Raw genomic sequence first — 17,328 nt, 5'->3', positions numbered from 1 at the left:
ACGACCACTACCAGATGCTCGTGCTGGACGCCGGGGACGCCTACCCCTTCCAGCCGCCGCGGCCCCTGTCCGCGCCACCGTCACACCGGACCGTCACTGCGTCGTACGCTTTCTGCTTCCGCATCACGCGAGCTAAGGGGTGCGGCGGGACGGCGCAGGGCGGGCGGTCGCGGCTGCTGGAGGATGCACGTGACCGCCGGCCGGATCGCCGAGCTGACCTGGCCGGCGACCCGGCTGGTGAACCGGCTGGTGGACCGGCTGAAAAAGGTCGGTCATGTGCGCCAGGAACGGGACACCACGGACCGGTGCAAGGCGCTGGTGGTGACCGTGCCGGAGCGCATCGCCGAGTCCGGCCGCCTGTGGGACCGGCTCGGCGGTGGCTGGTACGCCCTCTTCGACGACCTGGACGAGGCCCGGCTCGGTGTCATCGTGGACCACATGCGCCGTACGACGCAGTTCGGCGCGGGGCAGGTGGCGCGGTTGCGGGCGGGGGCGTCCGGCCCCTGCTCATGCCCGCTGCCACAGCGCCGGTGTGTTCGGCGGCTCCCAGCCCGGCTGGGCCTGGTGGCCCTGCAGGCAGCGGTAGGTGGCGCCGCCGTACGTGACCGTGTCGCCCGCCTGGTAGACGGTGCCGGCCGACCAGGTGCCGCCCGGGTTGCCCGGGTTGCCGGGGTCGGGCGCGGTGGTCTTCAGGGTGAGGCCGTAGTTCTGGAGGATCGGGTTGATCGGCTGGAAGTAGGTCGTGCCGCCGCTCGTGCAGTTGCCGGAGCCGCCCGAGGTGACGCCCTGGGCCTGGCTGCCGGAGATGTACGAGCCGCCCGAGTCGCCCGGTTCGGCGCACACCGAGGTGCGGGTGACACCGGCGACGGTGCCCTCCGGGTACGTCACGCTGGAGTTGAGCTGCTGCACCGTGCCGCAGTGCCAGCCCGTCGTGGAGCCGGAACGGCAGACGGAGGAGCCCACCGTGGCCTGCGTGGACCCGGCGACCTGTGCACTGGAGCCGTTGACGTACGGCGTCGCCGTCCAGTTGGCGTTCGTGGCCACCCAGGCCATGTCGTTGCCGGGGAAGACCGACGCCTGGAACGTGCCCTGAGCGACCCGGTTGGAACCGGTGGTGCTGGTGCCGGCGCGGCCGCAGTGACCGGCCGTGGCGAACCCCTGCTGGGTGCCCCGGGTCACCGCGAAACCGATGGAGCAGCGGCCGCTGTTGCCGATGTAGTAGGCGTCACCGCCCCGCAGGTCGTAGAGCGGGCGGGGGTGTTCGGTGGCCTGCACGATCCGGCTGAGGGAGGCGTCGACGCCTGCCGCGGCGAGCAGGGAGCGGGCGGCGTCCGCCCGTGTCGCCTGCACCACCAGCGTGTTGGTGGGGACGTCGACGTACCACACCGGTGTGTCGGTGGTGCCGTGGAGCGCGGCGGCCCGGTCCACGCGTGCCTTGGCCGCGTCCAGCGCGGCCAGGGAGTGGTCCACGACGACGGCGTCGGCGCCCCGCGCCCGGATGGCGCGCACGTCGGCCGGGTCGGTCGTGGCCACGGTCAGGGTGTCCGACAGCGTCCCGCTCACCCAGGCGCCCGCGAAGTGCGCGCCCACGGCGGCACGCAGCCGGCCCGCGGTGGCGCCCGCCTCGGCCTCGTTCGCCAGGCGACGGTCCGCCTGCTGCCGGTCCAGGCCGAGGTCCCGCTGGAGCGCGGCGAGGAGGCCGGGCGGGGCCGCGGCGGTGCACAGACTCTCGGCCGCCGTCGGCACGGTGGAGGTGGAGGGGGTGGCGGTGGTGGGCTGGGCGCTCGCGGAGCCGCTGAGCCCGGCCACGAGCAGGGCACCAGCCGCCGCGGCGGCGGCGCACGCGGCTCTGATGTGTCGTTGGAGCATGGGGATGTCTCCTCGGAGTCGGTGGGAGTGCCGAAACCGTAGGGAGGATCCGCCGCGGCCCGTAAGACGTCAGCCGACCCCCTGCCCTCGCGTTATGTAACCCGTTGCGGGAGCCGTCGTGGAATCCATTGCGGGGACCATCGCGGGATCCGTTGCGGGATCCGTCGTGTAACCCGTTGCGCGAACCGTCCCGTACGCCGGATGCGGCAGGGCGTTCGGTGCCGGGCGGCGCTGCGCGAGCCAGCGCGCGTAACTGTCGCTGCGCGCCGCCACGCCCGCGTGCGCCTCGCGTGCCTGGGCCAGCACCGTGGCCACGGTGTCCGGCTGCTGTCCGGACGGGTGCCAGCCCAGCAGGTGCCGCCACGACAAGGGCGTGCCGGCGAGCGGACGGATGGTGAGCCCGGGCGTCGGCGGAAAGGTGGCCCGGCACAGACCCACCGCCCGGCCCACCTGCACCAGATGCACACAGGACGCGGTGTCCGTCTCGTACATGCGCCGGGGGGTGAAGCCGGCCCGGGCGCAGGCCGCGGTGAAGCAGTCCGCGAAACAGCCGTCGCCGGGGACGCACGCCCACTCCTCGTCCACGAGCGCGGCCAGGTCGACCTCCCGCCCGCGGGCCAGCCGGTGACCGTCGGCGAGCATCACGAAAACCGGGTCGACGGCGATCTCCTCCCACCGGACGTGGGGGCACTCCGGTGGCGGGGCCGAGCCGCAGGTGCCGGTGAGCACGAAGTCCAGGCGGCCCTCGGCCAGCAGCTCCGCGAGTTCCCGTTCCGACCAGGAGGCACAGGTGGACACGGCGGTGCCGGGTGCGGCGTCGGCCAGCCGGTCCACCAGCGCACCCAGCAGCGGTCCGTGCGTCCCGCCGAGCCGCAGCCGCAGCCGCTCCCCGCCCCGCCGGGCCCGGGCGAAGCGGGCCGCCTCCCGCTGGAGGTCGCTCACCGCGGGCAGCACGATCCGGGTGCGTTCCAGAACCAGCTCGCCGAGGGCGGTGGTCCGTACACCGTGCCGGCCGCGCTCGAACAGCGCACCGCCCAGCGCCCGTTCGATGCGTCTCAGCTGTGCGCTGAGTGCGGGCTGGGCGAGCCCGAGCACCGTCGCCGCCCTGGTCAGGCTGCCTGCGTCCGCGGTGGTCCGGATGGTCTTCAGATGCCGCAACTCCAGCTCCATGGCAGGAGCTTGCGGCGCCCGGGCGCGACGGGCAAGGGGTTGACAGGGGTTGGTACAGACCAGAGCGGGTACGGATGTGCCCGACCCGGCCGGTGTCCGCGAGAGAAGCGCGACCGATACGCAGCAGCACCACCGTCCTACCGGGAGTTCCGAGCCTGCCCGGCGCGGGGGACGTGCCGCTGCACCGGCTGGAGGTGGCCGGGCCCGGCGCCCCGCCCTTCGCGGGACGGTGCCGCGCGCGGCACTCGCGGCCACCGCCGCGATCCCCGTCGCCGTCGTCGCCGTGGCCGGCGGCCCGGCCCTCGCCCGCACCGCGGTGACGACCGGCACGGCACCGGAACTCACCCCGTCGTGCGACGACGGCGACCACCCCACCCCGAAGCAGCTGGAAGGTCCCTCCTTCAGACCGAACTCACCGCGGCGCACCAGCCTCCTGGAGCCCGGCCTGACCGGCACCCCGCTCACCGTGACCGGCTATGTCTTCGGCCGCGCATGGACGGAGGGTCGCGCACCTCTAGACGGAAGTCGTGCGCTCCTGGCCGGAAGACGGATGCCCGGCCGTCGGCTGTCTCTCTAGCATCGACCGGACCGATGACACCCGAACCCTTGACCCACCACGCGAAGGATCCTCATGCCCGCAGTATCCGCTCCTGCCGCACTGCCGCGGTTCGGGCACCGCTGGGCGGCGGTGGCCGGCCTGCTGGTGTTGTCTCCGATCAGCGCGGAATACCTCATCGGCTACGGCGAAAGCACAGGTCGGCCGCTTGAGCTGCTGGCGGGCCTGCTCATCCTCGCGCCACTCTACGGAACCGTCGCCGTGCTCATCCGCGAGATCACTCGGCGCACCGGTCACGGCTGGCCGACGATCCTGCTGCTGAGCGCGGCCTTCGGCGTGGTACAGGCCGGCTTGATCGACCAGTCCCTGTTCGACCATAGGGTCGACGCCGACGGCCCCGACTGGGCGACCCAGACGCTGGTCACCCTCATCCCGGGCCTGGGGGTCGACGCGGCAAGCTCGCTGAACTATGTCGGGGGGCATGTGATCTGGAGTTTCGCCGCTCCGATCGCGGTGGTCGAATCCTGTGCGCCGCGCATCGCGGACCGGCGGTGGCTGGGCCCGGTCGGCGTCGGCGTCATGGTGCCGCTGTGGGCGCTGAGCGCCGCACTGATCCACAACGACACGGCGGCGGACTCCACCGCCGTCCCGGCGCAGCTGTTCGCCGCCGCCGTGGTCGCCATCGCCCTGATCGCCGCAGCGTTCACCGTCCGGCCCGCGAGGACCCGATCGTCTGCGAAAGCGCCGTCGTGGTGGCTGGTCGGCGCTGTCACAGGGATCGCGTGGTGCACCCATCAGCTGCTGCCGGCGACCTGGGCTGGGGTGACGGTGAACGTCGTCGCCATGGCCGTACTCGGCTGGCTCTTGCTGCGCTGGTCGCGCCGGCCGGGCTGGGGCCGTCGGCACGTACTGGCCGTCGCGGGCAGTGCCCTCGTCGTCCGCGCCGGGCTGTCCTTCCTGGTCGAACCGCTCGGCGACGTCGATGGCACGGTGAAGTACGTGGTCAACGCCACGATGCTCGGTGGTGTCGCCGTCCTTCTCCTCATGGCCGCCCACCGTCTGCGTCGACAGGAGCCGAGCGCGTGCTGACCGTCCGTGGCATCTCCTGCCTGGTCGGCGAGGCAAGCACCGATGACGTGCGGCGGGACCTGGGGATCATCGCCCGTGATGTGCACTGCACCACGGTGATGCTCATCGGCAGCGGTGACGGGAAGCGGTCGATCGATGCCGCCCGCACCGCTCCCGAGACCGGTCTCGACGTCTGTATCCGGCCCGACGTCGCCGAGCTGCCTCAGCCGAAGCTCCTGGAGCACCTGGACGCCGTCGCCGAGGCGGCGGAAGAATCTCGCCGGGAGCACCCGGACCGGGTGACGCTCCTGGTGGGCAGCGAGTTCTCCCACACCGCGCCCGGCATCGTCCCCGGTTCTCGGTCGTTCCTGCGCTTGCGGCTCATCGTGCGTTTCCACCGCATGCTGCGGCGCCGGATCGACCGGCGGCTCCACAGGCTGCTCGCCATCGCCGTGACCACCGCGCGGCGCCCGCTTCGGCGGGCCGGTCACCTACTCCGCGGCCGGGTGGGAACACGCCGACTGGTCGCTGTTCGACCTGGTCGGCGTCAGCCTCTACCGCTCCGGCCGCAACCACACCACTTGCACAGACCGCCTGCGCGGCCTGGTGCGCGACCACGACAAGCCCGTCGTCATCACCGAGTTCGGGTGCGGTGCCTTCACCGGAGCCGACCAGCGGGGAGCCGGTTCCTTCTGGATCGTCGACTGGTTCGCCGTCCCCCCGCGGATCCGCGGCGAGCACCCCCGCAACGAAGCCGTCCAGGCCCGCTACCTCGGTGAACTCAGAGGTGTTCGCCCGTACGCGATCGGGGAGCGCAGGTCGCCTTCGACGCGCATCGTCCCTGGCCGCTGTCGGCGTGACGTGACGATGTCGGGGCTTACAGGCATCCAGTCGTGTCCCACGGGGCCGCCGTCTCTTCCGGCGCTCCGGCCAGGACGACTCCAACACCGCTCTGACCGTGCCGGACCGGACGCCGTGTTCGCGTATCGAGGCCCGGCAGGGCGTTCCCGCACGGACATCACGGCGGATCACCGTGTGCGGATCGGTCTTGGCCTTCGGCGGGGAACAGAGGTACATGTCGACCGCGGGAAGGACTCCGCGCGTCATCGAAGGTTCTTCCAGGTGGGACGATCAATCTCTTGGCGACCCGGCGCATGCTCTCTCGGCTCCGGGCTCGTGCCGAGCGGAGCCACATCACGCCCGGCGCCGACGGTTCACCGCCGAACAGATCAAGCATGCGACCGCGTTCCTGCAATGGCTCGGCGAGCGGAACACCGACCTCGCGTCGTGCGGCCAGATCGACATCGACGCCTGGTATCGGCGAGCCCGCCTCACTCGTTCCCGCACTGGTCGCCGCCCTGCTGCTGGACCACATCGCGAACCGGACCGCGACGACATGAGCAACCGCCACCGACCCGTCATCCCCTGGCTCTCCCCGGCCGCCGGGCGGGCCGGCCGTCCCGCCCCGGCCACCTGTCCACGCTCCTCGACGAGACCGGCGGGACGTCGAGCCGATACGCCCCGGGGATCACGGCAGGTCATTACAGGGATGAGCGGCACCGACAGCATGCGACAGTTGACTACGCGTCCGTACCAGTGAACGCCCGAGCCCGTCCGGGACAACGGCGTCGGCATTCTCACCTTCCGCCGGACTGCGGCTGGGCCCAGCCGCAGCCACCCTCACCTGCAGCTGTTCAGCGAACAAAGTGAGACACCCGGCATCTCAGGCGTGGACCAGTTCCAGCGCCCGCTTCAGGTTGTACTCGGCGATGCCCGCCATGAAGGCTCGGTCGGGGAAGTCCCCGTCGAGCAGCCGCAGCGGCCCCGCCGTCAGCGAGAGTCGCTGTGCGAGCAGGTAGAGCGCGATCCGGTCCTCGTCCAACCCGGCCGCCCTCAGCGGCTGGTAGGCGTCGTGCAGGCGGATCTGCAGAAAAACGTGCTCCCACTCGACGTCGAAGTACATCGAACCCTCGATGTCGATCGCCACGGGGTTCCCGTCAGCGTCCACCAGTACGTGGTCGGGCCCCAGTTCGCCGTGCACGACGGCGTACTCCGCGCGCGGCCGCACCGCCGCCGCCAGGTCCAGCAGCCGCTCCTCCAGCCGGTCGCGGGCGCCCGCGATCCGCGGATCGCGCGAGGCCGCCTCGGCGAGGTCCCGCAGCGCACGGTCGAGGACCACCCCCTCGCACGACGCACCGCGCGACGTTCCTCCTCCGTCGACCACGGCCACCTTGCCGTACGCGGGTGCCCGGTGGCCCCGCATCGCCTCCAGCGACTCCGCGAGCCGGGCCATGACCGGAGCAGCCGCGCGCCGGTCGCGCGCGAGCAACTCCTCCAGGCTCTCGCCCGGGAGGTCCTCGACGATCGCGAGGTCGGCCGGGTGGTGGGCGCCGTAGCGATCGACGAGACGGATCGCCGGAACGCGCACGCCGAGTGCGTCCAACCGCGCGTGCGCAGCCTCGAACAGATCGAGCCCGAGGCCGGGCGAGAACGGGTCGGTGAGGTCGTCGTCGCCCTCGGCCGCCGGCCAGTAGTTCTCCGCGTCATCCCACAGGTAGGCGATCGCCGTCGTCGCATCGTCCATCACCAGGCGGTACACGCCCTTCTTACTGCCGCCCGCGATCCGCTCGACCGCTTCCAGCCGCCGCCCGCCGCCCAGCGCGGCCCGTGCGGCACCCGCCCATTGCTCCCGCGTCACTGCCCTGGGTGCCACGTTCCGAACCGCCCCTCCGCCACGACAACCCGCGCACCCTACGGGAGCATCGACGTGCAGGCGACTGATTTGTTCCGGAACCGAACACGCGCTGACTCTGGTCCCCTGGGGCGCCCCCGCTGCCGACCGGGATCACTGACGGTGACCGTCGGACTGAGCTCCGCGGGGAACCGGCGACAGTTGCATACGAGAGCCCAGCAGCACCAAGGCCACCATCAGCCCCATGGGGACCACGGGGTGATCTTGAAGTCCTGGGCACCCGAAGTCACCTCCGATGCCGGACCGAGTGCCACCACCTCCGCCTGGGCTCCCCATACGGGCGATCGGTGCCGTGTCGTCGCTCCGGGTCCTCCGCCGGTCGGGAGACTGGCTCCCACCACCTGGAACACAGCGAAGGATCGCTGAGAGCCCGGCACCGAGGTCAGGGATGGTCGTTGTACTCGGCAATAGGTGAACGCTGACACCGCCGAGGGCCTCCCCGAGTTCCTTCTCCAGATCATGCACGCGCACGGTGACGCGCTGGACTTCTACCGCACCGTCACCGACGTTCGCTGGACCAACGTCAGCCCCGCCGGGCTGATCGAGCCGGGCGAGCGCACAGGCACCTACCGCACCGGTCTGGATGACCTCCTGACCGACGAGAACGGCAGCAGCCGCATTTCCACCGAGGACTACGCCGTGGCCCTGATCGACGAGGTCGAGAAGCCGCAGCACATCGGCGAGCGCTTCACCGTCGCATACTGACCCCCGTAGGCCCTGGTAGTCCCACCGGCAGCACTCGCCCGGTGCGGCTTCTCGCGGTACCGGCCGGGCCGAAACCAGCACCGAACCTTCGACCCGGCGTGCTGTCCGAGAATTCAGGAGAGCTCAGTCCACAGAGCCGTCGTCGTTCCCGTCAGCCCCGGTCTCAGTCCGTCTCGAAGGCGTCCTCCCGCAGGTGCGCGGTGAGGATCTCCTCCCGCAGGTGCGCGATGAGGATCTCGGCGATGGTGTCGAGGGCGTCCTTGATGGCGATGCGGTCGGCGCCGCTGGCCGTGGCGTGCGTCCAGCAGCCCGCTGTCGCTGCGGACAGTCGCCCATCTTTCCTTCCGCAACACGACGCAAAGGGAAGATCGGTGGCGCGGGTTGCGGTGATCGGTGGGGGTATCAGCGGGCTGGGAACGGCGCTCATGCTGGGCCTGGGCCGACGGGGCCACACGGTCACGTTGTTCGAGCAGGCCGATCGGCAGGCCGGAGAGAACCTGAACCGAAACTTCTTCGACTGGGACAGGCCCCGGGTGCCGCAGGCCAACCATCCCCACTGATTCCTCGCGCCCCAGCTCACGTTGACGGCACCTTGTTCTCGAAGGCTCAGGCCTCGCGTCGCCACGGCCCAGGCCAGGAAGGTTCCGGCACAGGAGCTCAGCTTGTTCTTCGGCCTCTGGGCCCGTCAGTCCAGCAGGGCGGCGGTGAACGTCTCGTCGTGAGCCTTCAGCCACCTCTGTATACGATCCCAGCGCTGCCAGCCACCGCGCTCGGACAGCGCCTGGATGTAGAAGGGGTCGCCATCGGCCACTCGGGCGGCGGCGAAGGCCCGGCAGGATGCTGTGGCCTGCTCGATGACGCCAGGCAGTTCAGCGCGCTCCTGCGGGGAGAGGCCGTAGCTGTCGGCCAGGATGCGCAGCCGTGCCGGTGCGTCCAGTCCTGCGGGATAGAGAGCAGCAGCGGACGCGGGGTCGAGCATGGGGACCCAGTAGCGGGCGGTCATAGCGACGTCCCACAGTGGTCGGCCGGGTGCCGCCAGATCGAAATCGATGAGAGCCGCGGCCCGGCCGTCACGGAAGACGACGTTCTCCGGGCACACATCGTTGTGGCACAGCATCGTTCCTCCCGCCGGGTCGGCCAGGGTACGGGGCCACTCGACGCTTGCGTCGACCGCGACGGCCGCACTGGCCTCGTGCAGGCGCCGCAGCAGACAGCCCACCGATTCCAGAGCGGTCTCTGTCATCACCCAGTGCGGAAAAGGCGACAGGGCGACGTCGCCGGGGATGAAGGTCAGCTGCTCCCGGCCGTCCGCGGTGAGACGGACCGGCGTCGGAGCCGCGTCGAAGCCGTGCTCTTCGAGCGAGAGGAGATGGGCGTGGAGGGCGCGCGCGGTGCGCGGGGCAGGGCGCTCCACGAGTGCACCTCGGCGGAGAACCGCGCCCGCGTTCACCATGCCACCGACCAGAGCTTCGTCTGCCGCCTCGCCCTCAGCCGTCATGTCGATCACGCTACCGTCCGGTCGACCGCGGAGGGGAGCGTCCCGTAATGCGCTTTGAACGTGGTTGCCGACCTGACCATTCTCCCGGCGCCGAGGCAGCCCTCGTCTGATCATGTGCTCCGACCAAGGTGCGCGTGATCACGACGAAGGCCGTGAAGGTGAGTCCGCTGCCTGCTGTCGTTCCGGGTGAAGCGTCAGCGACCGCCTCCTGCTTCCGCGACGACTTGTTCGGCTGTCTGACCGCGCGCGGGGACGAACTGTTCGGACCGGTGGACGCATTGCTGTGCGCGGACGGGCCGGTCACGGCTCCGGTGGACCTGACACTGGTGGTCGAGCACCGGCGCGGGCACCGCGCCATGCACGACGCGCTGAACCGCGGGAACGTCGATGTGCCCCGGCTGCGGCAGGTTCTCGCCGGCCTTCCCATGCCGCAGGCCGCCGACGGGCGCCTGACGATGACGGTCGACATCAGCCACCGGCTCCGCCCGAACGCCCCCACCAGCGCCGACCCACGTGTTCTGCCACATCCACGACCGCAGTGGCCGGTCCTCGGACCAGTTCGTGCCCGGCTGGCCGTACCCCTTCGTCGCGGCCCTCGGATCGGGGGTGTGCGGTGGCGCGGTCGAAGCCGTGGGAACTCGACGGCTCCAGCATCCGGGCATGGACAGGACCACCGGCGATCCACCTATAAGACGCGGCCCATCGCCCCAAGTGTCAGGCAGCGCTGCATCTCCGCTCGCCGCAGACATCTCGCGTTGCTGTCCCGTCAACTTCTCGAGATGAGTCCTGCGAACACGGCGCGGTCGTGGAGCCGCTGGTGCCACTCGTTGGCCTTCGGCCCAGGGTCGGTGGTCAGGACGGGGTCCGGGCCGGTCTCAATGAGGTGGAGAAGAGTCCAGGCGACGCCGTAGCAATCGTCCGGGCCGAAACAGGAGACGAGCGCCTGGGCTTCCTCCTCCGTGACGGGTGCCGAGATGGCATCGAGCTGCTGGACGCGGCTGTCGATCTCTTCTTCGCTCGCGTCCCAGTCGGGCAACGGGCCATCAGCGACGAACGTCTGCACTTCGGGTCTCATGAGCGAATGATCGGCTGCCGTCGCCACCATGGGCAAGGAAACTTTGCTGGTCACGCAGGTCCGCGCCGCGCTCAGGGGGCCGGCCGCCAGAGCGGCCGGGAAGTACTCCCGCAGCAGCGAGCGCAGCTCGTTGGCGATGACCTGCCGGTTCCACAGGGCGTCCTGCTGGGCGCGAGCGAGGACGGCGCCGGCGCGGGCCAGGTCTGAGCCGTTGGGCGGCGGCCGGGGGGTGCATGGCCGTGCGCAGGTTGTTCGCCGGTACCAGGGCGTCGCTCGCGTCGAACTTCTTGCGCGAGACGGCGTGCCGGTCGCGGTAGCGGGCCGCAGTCATCGGCTTGATCGCGTAGACCTGGCGTTCGCCCTGCCGCAGTACCGTGACCAGCAGGCCGGCTGGGGGGGCTCGATCGCCACGGCATCGGTTCTCCCGCTGTCGCCGTACTCGGCGAGCAGGTCCAGCAGGAGACGCGAGCCAGCTGCGTCGTCGGAGATGTGTCGCTTGGCAAGTAGCTCGCCGATGTCGTCGGACAGGGCTACGTCGTGGTGTTGTTCCGCCCAGTCGATACCGCGGTAGATCGACTTGCCCTTCCTCGTGATCGGACTGTTCGTGCTGGTCACGAGCACATACGGGCCACGCCTCGCGCTGATCCCAGGCATCAGCCGGTCGACGGCCGGGCCGACACCTCACCAGTCGTTCGCGGCACCAGCGCACCACGCGGGCCCCGGCTGGTCCCATCACTCCCCGGCGGCGACGGCACCGCCTACGAGAGGCATCCCTTCGGCGTCCCTCGGACGGCGGGACGGCGAGATCTGACGCCATGCGATCAGCGATCGCTGCTCGAACGGCACCGGGGCTCAACACGTGCTCCGTGGTGCCGCTGACAACGGATCAGCTGTACGAGAACAGGGCCCGGCAGGAACGGGCGACGGACGCCGCCCGTATCACCCGGGAGGCTGTCCAGCCCGCAGGGCGGGCGCACGCGTCCGGCCTCACTGGTTTCGGCTGGGCGCGTCCTCGCACTCATCTCAGGAGCGGGCGTAGCCCGTCAGAGGCGGGGTGCGCAGGGCGATGACCGCCTTGTCGTCGTGCCCGTTGCCGGGCGGGTGGTCGAGCAGCGCCCGGCACATCTCCTCCGGTGGATGTCCGGCGTACCGGGAAGCGGTGACGGCGAGTGCGTCCAGCCCTCGGTCCAGTGGCTGGCCGGGGATCTCCACCAGGCCGTCCGTGTAGAGAACGACAGTGCTGTCCACCGGCACCGCTCGGCAGTGGTCGCACCGCGGCAGATCCGGCGACACGCCGAGGGGAACTCCGGGCTCGGTGTCCAGGTAGCGGACCCGCCCGTCGGGCAGTACCAGGAGCGGCGGCGGGTGCCCGGCGCTGGACCAGCGCAGTTGCCATGCGCCGTCGGCGGGTTCCAGGCGGGCCAGCAGCACGGTGGCGATGGGCGCCTCACCCGGGGCGGCCTGCATGAGTCGGTCGAGCCGGGTGAGGGAGGTGCCGGGCGCGGCGTTCCTGTCGTGGTACAGGGCCCGCAGCATGTTGCGGAGCTGGGACATGTCGGCCGCGGCCCGCAGGTCATGCCCCACTACGTCGCCGATCACGGCCGCGCACGCTCCGTCGGGCAGCAGCATGGCGTCGTACCAGTCACCGCCCACGGCGGCCGGGGCGCTGGCCGGCCGATAGGCCGCCCCGGCCAGGAAGGGCCGCAGGTCGGGCAGGCGGGGCAGCAGCAGCCGCTGGAACTGTACGGCATTGTTGCGTACCTGCTGATAGAGGCGGGCGTTCTCGATCGCCACCCCGGCGGTGCCGGCGAGCGCCCGGATCACGCCCTCGTCGTGCCGGTCGAAGGGCTGCCCGTCCCTGCGCTCGGAGAGGTAGAGGTTGCCGTAGATCCGTCCGCGCACGCTGATGGCGACGCCGAGCAGCGTGCTCATGGGCGGGTGCCCGGGCGGGAAACCGGCCGACTCCGGATGGCGGGAGATGTCCCTGACCCGCAACGGCTCGGGATGGTGGATCAGGTGCCCCAGCAGCCCCCGCCCGCGCGGGAGCTCCACACCGTCCAGGTCGGCCAGCTCCTTGGCGGTGAGTCCCAGCGGGATGAACTCGTCCAGGAGCCTGCCCTCCGCGTCGAGCACGCCCATGGCCCCGTAGCGGGCGCCCACCAGGTCCATCGCGGTACGCACGATGCGCCGCAGCACCATGGGCAGTTCGAGTTCGCCGGTGATGTTCACCACCGCCTGGAGCAGCTCCTGCAGCGTGCTCTGCGCACGGGCCAGGGCGTGCAGCTGCTCGCCGATGCGGTCCAGGTCGGAGCTGAGCGGCAGGTCGAGCAGGGACGTGTAGGGCACCTCACCCGGCGGTGCGGCGCCGTCCTGCGGAACGCCGTCCCCGCCCGGTGGGTTCTGCCTGTACTCCGTCACTGCCGCTGCCTCACTTTCCGCGGTCTCCTCCGGGTGCCCCCAGTGCGCGCGGGCGGGCGCACCGTACGGGCCGCTTCCGCCATCTGAACCGCAGTCCCGCTCCGCTCCCCGGCGACTGGCCGCACGCAGCCCGCGGCCACTCCATCGGCCCAGCCGCAGCCATGTCAGCAGGCAGGCGCCCTGCACCGCCCCGGCCCGGCCATGGCGTTCCCCAGCGAGATCATGGACAGCCCACGCGGCGCCGACGGCAGCCGGCTCCACGCCGCTGTCGGCCCGATGCCAGGATGCGGACCGCCTTCAGAAGGAGCCTGTCAGCAGCAGGCGGCCGCCCGTCGTCCATGCCGAGCCCGCCGGACCAGTACGGTCCGGCGGCCGCCTGCTGCCCGTGTTCCTGTTCGGCTTCACGCTGGCGGAGCGTGGCGATCTTGTGGTCGACGCCCTTCAGTCACATGGCGTGGCACATCCGCGTTCTGCGGAATCGGATTGGTCGAGCGTCTTCGGCAGCGGCAGCGGCAGCGCACTCACGGGCCGGCCCAGTCGCCCGATGCCTCTGCGGCCCCGTTCGAGCAATCGATCGGGGTGCTGCGACTATGAACCAGGACGATGCCCGGACTCCCGGCCGCCCGTCGGAGGGAAGCATGCACGGCGGCACTTCCAGGCCGTACCCGACCGTGTCCGCAGTCGGCACGCGGGGTCGGGGCTCGGGAGCCGGCGGCGGAACTGATGGCCCAGACGCGATGACCCAGACACGCACCGCCCGGGACTGGGACCGGCGCGGTCAGCACAGTGCCGGCCTGGCCGACGGGAAGGACGTCGCATCGATGGATCACGTAGCCTTCTTCCCCTGTGCGCGGCATAGTGATCAACATGATCGGACGCCTCTTCTCTCTCGTCATCGACTGCCCTGACCCGTCCGAGCTCGCGAGCTTCTACGAGCGCCTGCTGTCGCTGTCGCGAGTGGAGGACACGACTGACTACGTAGTACTCAAAAGCACGACAGGCACGGACATCGTGGCCTTGCAGCGCGTCGACGGTTTCCGGCCGCCACGGTGGCGTGATCCCGATCGTCCGGCCCAGATGCATGTCGATGTGATGGTCGACGACTTGGACCTGGCCGAGCCGAAGGTACTCGCCCTGGGTGCCACGTTGCTCGAAGGGTCGGACAAGCCGATCGGATATCGCGTGTACGCGGACCCAGTTGGGCACCCCTTCTGCCTCGTCACACGCGAAAGTGTGATGCTCAGCGAATAGCAGTACCCATCGCACGGCCCTCTCCCCACGGCTGCCACGGACGAGCCGGACCCTGATTCTGGAACCATCAGCAAGAGCAACGACCGGACAGGCTCACAGCCGCAGGATCAACAGCTCTCGCCAGGGCCGGTCAGGTCCTCTGCGCCTGCAGCATGTCCTGCCGGTGGGAAGCCCCGTGTTCGAGCTCCTCGAGCGCCTGGCGCAGGGCGGGTGCGGGCGCAAGGCCGTGGGCAGCCCGGAGCGCGCCTGCCAGGAAGGTCATGAAGCAATCGACCAGTGCTTCGACCGGCATCGGGCGGCCGTCTCTCAGCCACTGGCGGGACATCTCGTCACAGGCGGCATTGAACCCCCGCATGGCCAGTCGGAGTTCGGGTTCGTCGGCGTCGAGGCCGAACAACGCACAGATGCTTCGAGTTCGCTCGTGCCGGACCGCTTCGAATGCCTCCCATGCGAGGTCCGTGGCCTCGCCCCTGCGCAGGATGAGATTCAAGGCGGCATCCTCGTGGTCGGCGAGGAAGCTCAGATGTGCGGCGAGGTGCCTGCGCAGGCGCGCGTCGACTGATCCGCCGTCGGTGATGTCCGCCGCTGCACGAAGCCGGCGGCTGATCTCGCGCACCACCTCCGCGTAATCACCGCGGCCAAGGAGCTCACCACCCAGGAGAGCCAGATCGTCCGGTTCGTGCGTGAGGGCCTCACCAACGCCGAGATCGGCACCCGGCTCTTCATCAGCCCGCGCACGGTGGAATGGCATCTGCGCAAAGTCTTCGGGAAGCTCCGGACCTTCACCGCGGCAGCGCGGGCGGGTCCTGTCCGGTTGCTGACGGCAGCACCGGCGCGAGGGCGTCCCCAGGGGCCCGGCCGGCTCCGGCGGGCGCGGAAGGAACCCGAGCCGGACGGCAGGACCGGCGCGTAGTGGGCGTCACCGTGCCGAGCGCGCAGGTGCTGCCTCAGTGACGGTACGGCGCCGCCGTAACGGCTCGTGGTGACGTGGGATCCGCGCTGTCAGGCACGAGCTCAACCGGACGGTGTGACCGAGGACCACACGCCGAGCCACTGCTCGGCGCCGTACTCCTCGAACCGCTCCACCTCGGTGAACCCCAGCTTCGCCGCGAGGCGCATCGCACGGTCGTTGGCGATCTGGGTGCAGAGCACCACCGGCTCGCCGGGAGACGTGTCGGCGAACCAGCCCAGTGCCGCTGCGCACGCCTCGGCTGCGTACCCGCGTCCCCACGCCTTCGGCAGGAACATGTAGCCGAGCTCGGTCTTCCCGGCATCCGCACGGACGTGACTCGGACGCCCTGCGTCGTGCCGATCGAGCGTGACCATGCCGATCATCGCTCCGTCGAGATCTGTGACGAAAAGGCCAGGGCGTCGCCCGGGCAGCTCAGGCACCGCGCGTTCGAGCTCATCACGTGGTCGAGGGCCACCGATGTAGGTGCCCGCCTCGGGCGAGGCAAACAGCTCGATGAACGCCGTACGGTCGCGGGCCTCGGACTGGCGGAGCACGAGCCGTTCGGTCCTGATCGGGGCAGGTGGCCAGGCGACGGGTCCTTGCTCAGTCATGCCGGCCAACCTAACCAGCAGGCGAGGAAGGGATCAAGACTCGCGAGCCGGTCAACCCACCGGTCACCGGGGCCCGCCTCCGCCGCACGCCGGCCCTCGGTCACACCAGGTCATCGGCTTTCGTATGACCCGTCAGAAACAGAGAACCCATCCGTCGAACGGCGTCTTCTCTTCGGCCACGCGTCGGTTCACAGCACCATCTCCCGGCCAGGCGTGGACGTCCGCGTCGGGATCGGGCCCACCATCACGGTCGCGGCCACCGCCTCCGTACGGCAGACGGGGGGAGACGCCGCACGCGGTGCAGTACGCCCTGGCCTGCCCGGCGTCTTCTTTCACCGAGCCGGTGCCGCCAGGCGAAAGCCCACACCGATCGCCGCCAGGCCCTGCTCGTAGGCGCCGTGCCGGCGGGCGCACCGGGCCAGGTCCCGGTCGTGGCAGAACGCGCCGCCCCGAGTGATGTGCGGATCGAAGGCCCAGGCCTCGGTGATCGGTACCTGAGCGGGAGCGTCCGGGTAGGGGGCGTAGCGGGTGGAGGTCCATTCGTCGGCGTTGCCTGCCATGTCCAGCACGCCGAAGGGGCTGGCGCCCTCGGGGAAGGAACCGACCGGCAGCGTGGTGCCGATACCGAGATCCGCCAGATTGGCCAGGCCGGTGCGGTATTGATCGCCCCACGGGAATTCCCGGCCGTCGTCGCCACGGGCGGCGCGCTCCCATTCGTCCTCGGTGGGCAGCCGGACCTCGAGGCCACCGAGCCGTGTTCCGAGCCAGCGGCAGTAGGCCACCGCCGCGTCGAAGGTGACGCCGGTGACCGGGTGGTCAGCCGGCGCCTGCGGGACCGGCCTGCCGGTGGCCGCTGCGAACAGCGCCCACCGGCCGACCGTGACCTGGGTGCGGGAGATCCGGAAGGCCGGCAGGTGAACATCCATGCGCGGGGCTTCCTTCAGGTACCACTCCACCGGTATCCCGATGTCGGCATAGCGGCGAGCCACCTCCGCCACCTCGTCAACGGGTGTACCGCGCCGCAGCAGCCCAGCCGGTATGTCCACCCAGTCCACCTGCTCCGCCCGCACGCTTCCTCCCCGGCTCGTTCGAACGGCTCTTATGATCACTCCGATGTCCGTGGCCGGCATCGGTCCGAAGACCCACCTCGACCGCGACCATGGGACCAGGCCGCGCTCATGGGCGAGCGGTGCGCGTTCACGTCGCCGGGCCGCGCACTGTGTGATCGACACGACAGAGGCGGAGCCCGCGCAGCGGCGCAGAATCCTCGATCGAACGGCGAGCCCGCACTGGCCCGTACGGCGCTCAGAAGAGCACCGGGTCACCGATCCGTGTGCGGCGCGACGCCGTCCCGGTAATCATCCTCATCCCCACACCATTGTCCGACACAGCTGCTCACTCAT

The 17,328-nt window shown here is 70.8% G+C and carries 15 protein-coding genes and 3 pseudogenes; 7 read left to right on the top strand and 11 right to left on the bottom strand.

Features of this window, described 5'->3' with window-relative positions:
• Nucleotides 1-507: 507 nt before the first annotated feature.
• Both IE242_RS28050 and IE242_RS28045 read right to left on the bottom strand, forming a co-directional pair.
• The gene (locus IE242_RS28050; RefSeq protein WP_189864077.1) at nt 508-1,869 is read right to left on the bottom strand and encodes a carbohydrate-binding protein; all 1,362 of its coding nucleotides are present in this window, start codon (nt 1,867-1,869) and stop codon (nt 508-510) included.
• A 69-nt stretch (nt 1,870-1,938) separates the two neighbouring features.
• Nucleotides 1,939-3,039, bottom strand: coding sequence for a LysR family transcriptional regulator (locus IE242_RS28045; protein ID WP_189864075.1), 1,101 nt, complete (start codon nt 3,037-3,039; stop codon nt 1,939-1,941).
• A 229-nt stretch (nt 3,040-3,268) separates the two neighbouring features.
• Here IE242_RS28045 and IE242_RS28040 point away from each other — a divergent pair, with 229 nt between their 5' ends.
• Together IE242_RS28040 and IE242_RS28035 are read left to right on the top strand one after the other, a co-directional pair.
• Entirely contained in the window at nt 3,269-3,616 is a 348-nt protein-coding gene (locus IE242_RS28040; protein WP_373299597.1) for a hypothetical protein, read from the top strand.
• A gap of 111 nt (nt 3,617-3,727) precedes the next feature.
• On the top strand, nt 3,728-4,684 hold the full coding sequence (locus IE242_RS28035) for a hypothetical protein (protein ID WP_189864073.1): 957 nt from the start codon (nt 3,728-3,730) through the stop codon (nt 4,682-4,684).
• Nucleotides 4,685-6,386: 1,702 nt separating this feature from the next.
• On the opposite strand, the gene IE242_RS28030 is transcribed toward IE242_RS28035, so the two are convergent.
• Nucleotides 6,387-7,361 carry a phosphotransferase family protein gene (locus IE242_RS28030; RefSeq protein WP_189864288.1) on the bottom strand — a complete coding sequence of 325 codons (975 nt, stop codon included), beginning with the start codon at nt 7,359-7,361 and terminating at the stop codon, nt 6,387-6,389.
• Between the two features lie 480 nt (nt 7,362-7,841).
• Here IE242_RS28030 and IE242_RS28025 point away from each other — a divergent pair.
• A pseudogene (locus IE242_RS28025) lies at nt 7,842-8,120 on the top strand (NAD(P)-dependent oxidoreductase); the annotation flags it as partial.
• Nucleotides 8,121-8,283: 163 nt separating this feature from the next.
• Here the strand turns inward: IE242_RS28025 and IE242_RS28020 are convergent.
• Nucleotides 8,284-8,547, bottom strand: coding sequence for a hypothetical protein (locus IE242_RS28020; protein WP_189864322.1), 264 nt, complete (start codon nt 8,545-8,547; stop codon nt 8,284-8,286).
• On the opposite strand from IE242_RS28020, the gene IE242_RS28015 reads away from it, so the two are divergent.
• Nucleotides 8,546-8,680, top strand: coding sequence for a hypothetical protein (locus tag IE242_RS28015; RefSeq protein WP_373299596.1), 135 nt, complete (start codon nt 8,546-8,548; stop codon nt 8,678-8,680). The genes IE242_RS28020 and IE242_RS28015 overlap by 2 nt on opposite strands.
• 125 nt (nt 8,681-8,805) lie before the next feature.
• Here IE242_RS28015 and IE242_RS28010 read toward each other — a convergent pair whose 3' ends face one another.
• Complete coding sequence (locus IE242_RS28010; RefSeq protein WP_189864071.1) at nt 8,806-9,618, bottom strand: phosphotransferase; 813 nt, start codon at nt 9,616-9,618, stop codon at nt 8,806-8,808.
• A 158-nt stretch (nt 9,619-9,776) separates the two neighbouring features.
• Between IE242_RS28010 and IE242_RS38940 the strand changes: the two are divergent.
• Nucleotides 9,777-10,224, top strand: a pseudogene (locus IE242_RS38940) (transposase); the annotation flags it as partial.
• Nucleotides 10,225-10,384: 160 nt separating this feature from the next.
• Here IE242_RS38940 and IE242_RS28000 read toward each other — a convergent pair.
• The 3 genes and pseudogenes from IE242_RS28000 to IE242_RS27990 all read right to left on the bottom strand — a co-directional run bounded on the left by IE242_RS28000 (nt 10,385) and on the right by IE242_RS27990 (nt 13,111).
• A complete protein-coding gene (locus IE242_RS28000; RefSeq protein WP_229859577.1) occupies nt 10,385-10,747 on the bottom strand; it encodes a hypothetical protein in 363 nt (120 codons plus the stop codon).
• A 27-nt stretch (nt 10,748-10,774) separates the two neighbouring features.
• Nucleotides 10,775-11,287, bottom strand: a pseudogene (locus IE242_RS27995) (IS110 family transposase); the annotation flags it as partial.
• 429 nt (nt 11,288-11,716) lie between these two features.
• Nucleotides 11,717-13,111 (bottom strand): PP2C family protein-serine/threonine phosphatase, encoded by a 1,395-nt coding sequence (locus IE242_RS27990; protein WP_189864069.1) that lies wholly within the window; start codon nt 13,109-13,111, stop codon nt 11,717-11,719.
• Between the two features lie 867 nt (nt 13,112-13,978).
• Here IE242_RS27990 and IE242_RS27985 point away from each other — a divergent pair.
• Entirely contained in the window at nt 13,979-14,362 is a 384-nt protein-coding gene (locus IE242_RS27985) for a VOC family protein (RefSeq protein WP_189864067.1), read from the top strand.
• 130 nt (nt 14,363-14,492) lie between these two features.
• On the opposite strand, the gene IE242_RS27980 is transcribed toward IE242_RS27985, so the two are convergent.
• On the bottom strand, nt 14,493-15,113 hold the full coding sequence (locus IE242_RS27980; RefSeq protein WP_189864065.1) for a hypothetical protein: 621 nt from the start codon (nt 15,111-15,113) through the stop codon (nt 14,493-14,495).
• Here IE242_RS27980 and IE242_RS27975 point away from each other — a divergent pair.
• Complete coding sequence (locus IE242_RS27975; RefSeq protein WP_373299595.1) at nt 15,042-15,275, top strand: helix-turn-helix domain-containing protein; 234 nt, start codon at nt 15,042-15,044, stop codon at nt 15,273-15,275. The two genes, IE242_RS27980 and IE242_RS27975, sit on opposite strands and share 72 nt — an antisense overlap.
• 101 nt (nt 15,276-15,376) lie before the next feature.
• Here IE242_RS27975 and IE242_RS27970 read toward each other — a convergent pair whose 3' ends face one another.
• Together IE242_RS27970 and IE242_RS27965 are read right to left on the bottom strand one after the other, a co-directional pair.
• Nucleotides 15,377-15,925, bottom strand: a complete 549-nt coding sequence (locus IE242_RS27970) for a GNAT family N-acetyltransferase (RefSeq protein WP_189864063.1) — start codon at nt 15,923-15,925, stop codon at nt 15,377-15,379.
• Between the two features lie 332 nt (nt 15,926-16,257).
• Entirely contained in the window at nt 16,258-16,995 is a 738-nt protein-coding gene (locus tag IE242_RS27965; protein ID WP_229859535.1) for a formylglycine-generating enzyme family protein, read from the bottom strand.
• Nucleotides 16,996-17,328 lie beyond the last annotated feature (333 nt).

Origin of the sequence: Streptomyces poonensis (assembly GCF_014650915.1) — a bacterium.
GTDB classification, from domain to species: Bacteria; Actinomycetota; Actinomycetes; order Streptomycetales; family Streptomycetaceae; genus Streptomyces; species Streptomyces poonensis.
The sequence above is the reverse complement of the archived record's forward strand: the minus strand, read 5'-3'. Positions and strand labels throughout refer to the sequence as shown.

Excerpts from the sequence above, each read along its gene's own strand:
- IE242_RS28050 (WP_189864077.1), bottom strand. The coding sequence starts at position 1,869 with ATGCTCCAACGACACATCAGAGCCGCGTGCGCCGCCGCCGCGGCGGCT.
- IE242_RS28045 (WP_189864075.1), bottom strand. The coding sequence starts at position 3,039 with ATGGAGCTGGAGTTGCGGCATCTGAAGACCATCCGGACCACCGCGGAC.
- IE242_RS28015 (WP_373299596.1), top strand. The coding sequence starts at position 8,546 with ATGCTGGGCCTGGGCCGACGGGGCCACACGGTCACGTTGTTCGAGCAG.
- IE242_RS28020 (WP_189864322.1), bottom strand. The coding sequence starts at position 8,547 with ATGAGCGCCGTTCCCAGCCCGCTGATACCCCCACCGATCACCGCAACC.
- IE242_RS28010 (WP_189864071.1), bottom strand. The coding sequence starts at position 9,618 with ATGACGGCTGAGGGCGAGGCGGCAGACGAAGCTCTGGTCGGTGGCATG.
- IE242_RS27985 (WP_189864067.1), top strand. The coding sequence starts at position 13,979 with ATGATCGGACGCCTCTTCTCTCTCGTCATCGACTGCCCTGACCCGTCC.
- IE242_RS27980 (WP_189864065.1), bottom strand. The coding sequence starts at position 15,113 with ATGCCATTCCACCGTGCGCGGGCTGATGAAGAGCCGGGTGCCGATCTC.
- IE242_RS27970 (WP_189864063.1), bottom strand. The coding sequence starts at position 15,925 with ATGACTGAGCAAGGACCCGTCGCCTGGCCACCTGCCCCGATCAGGACC.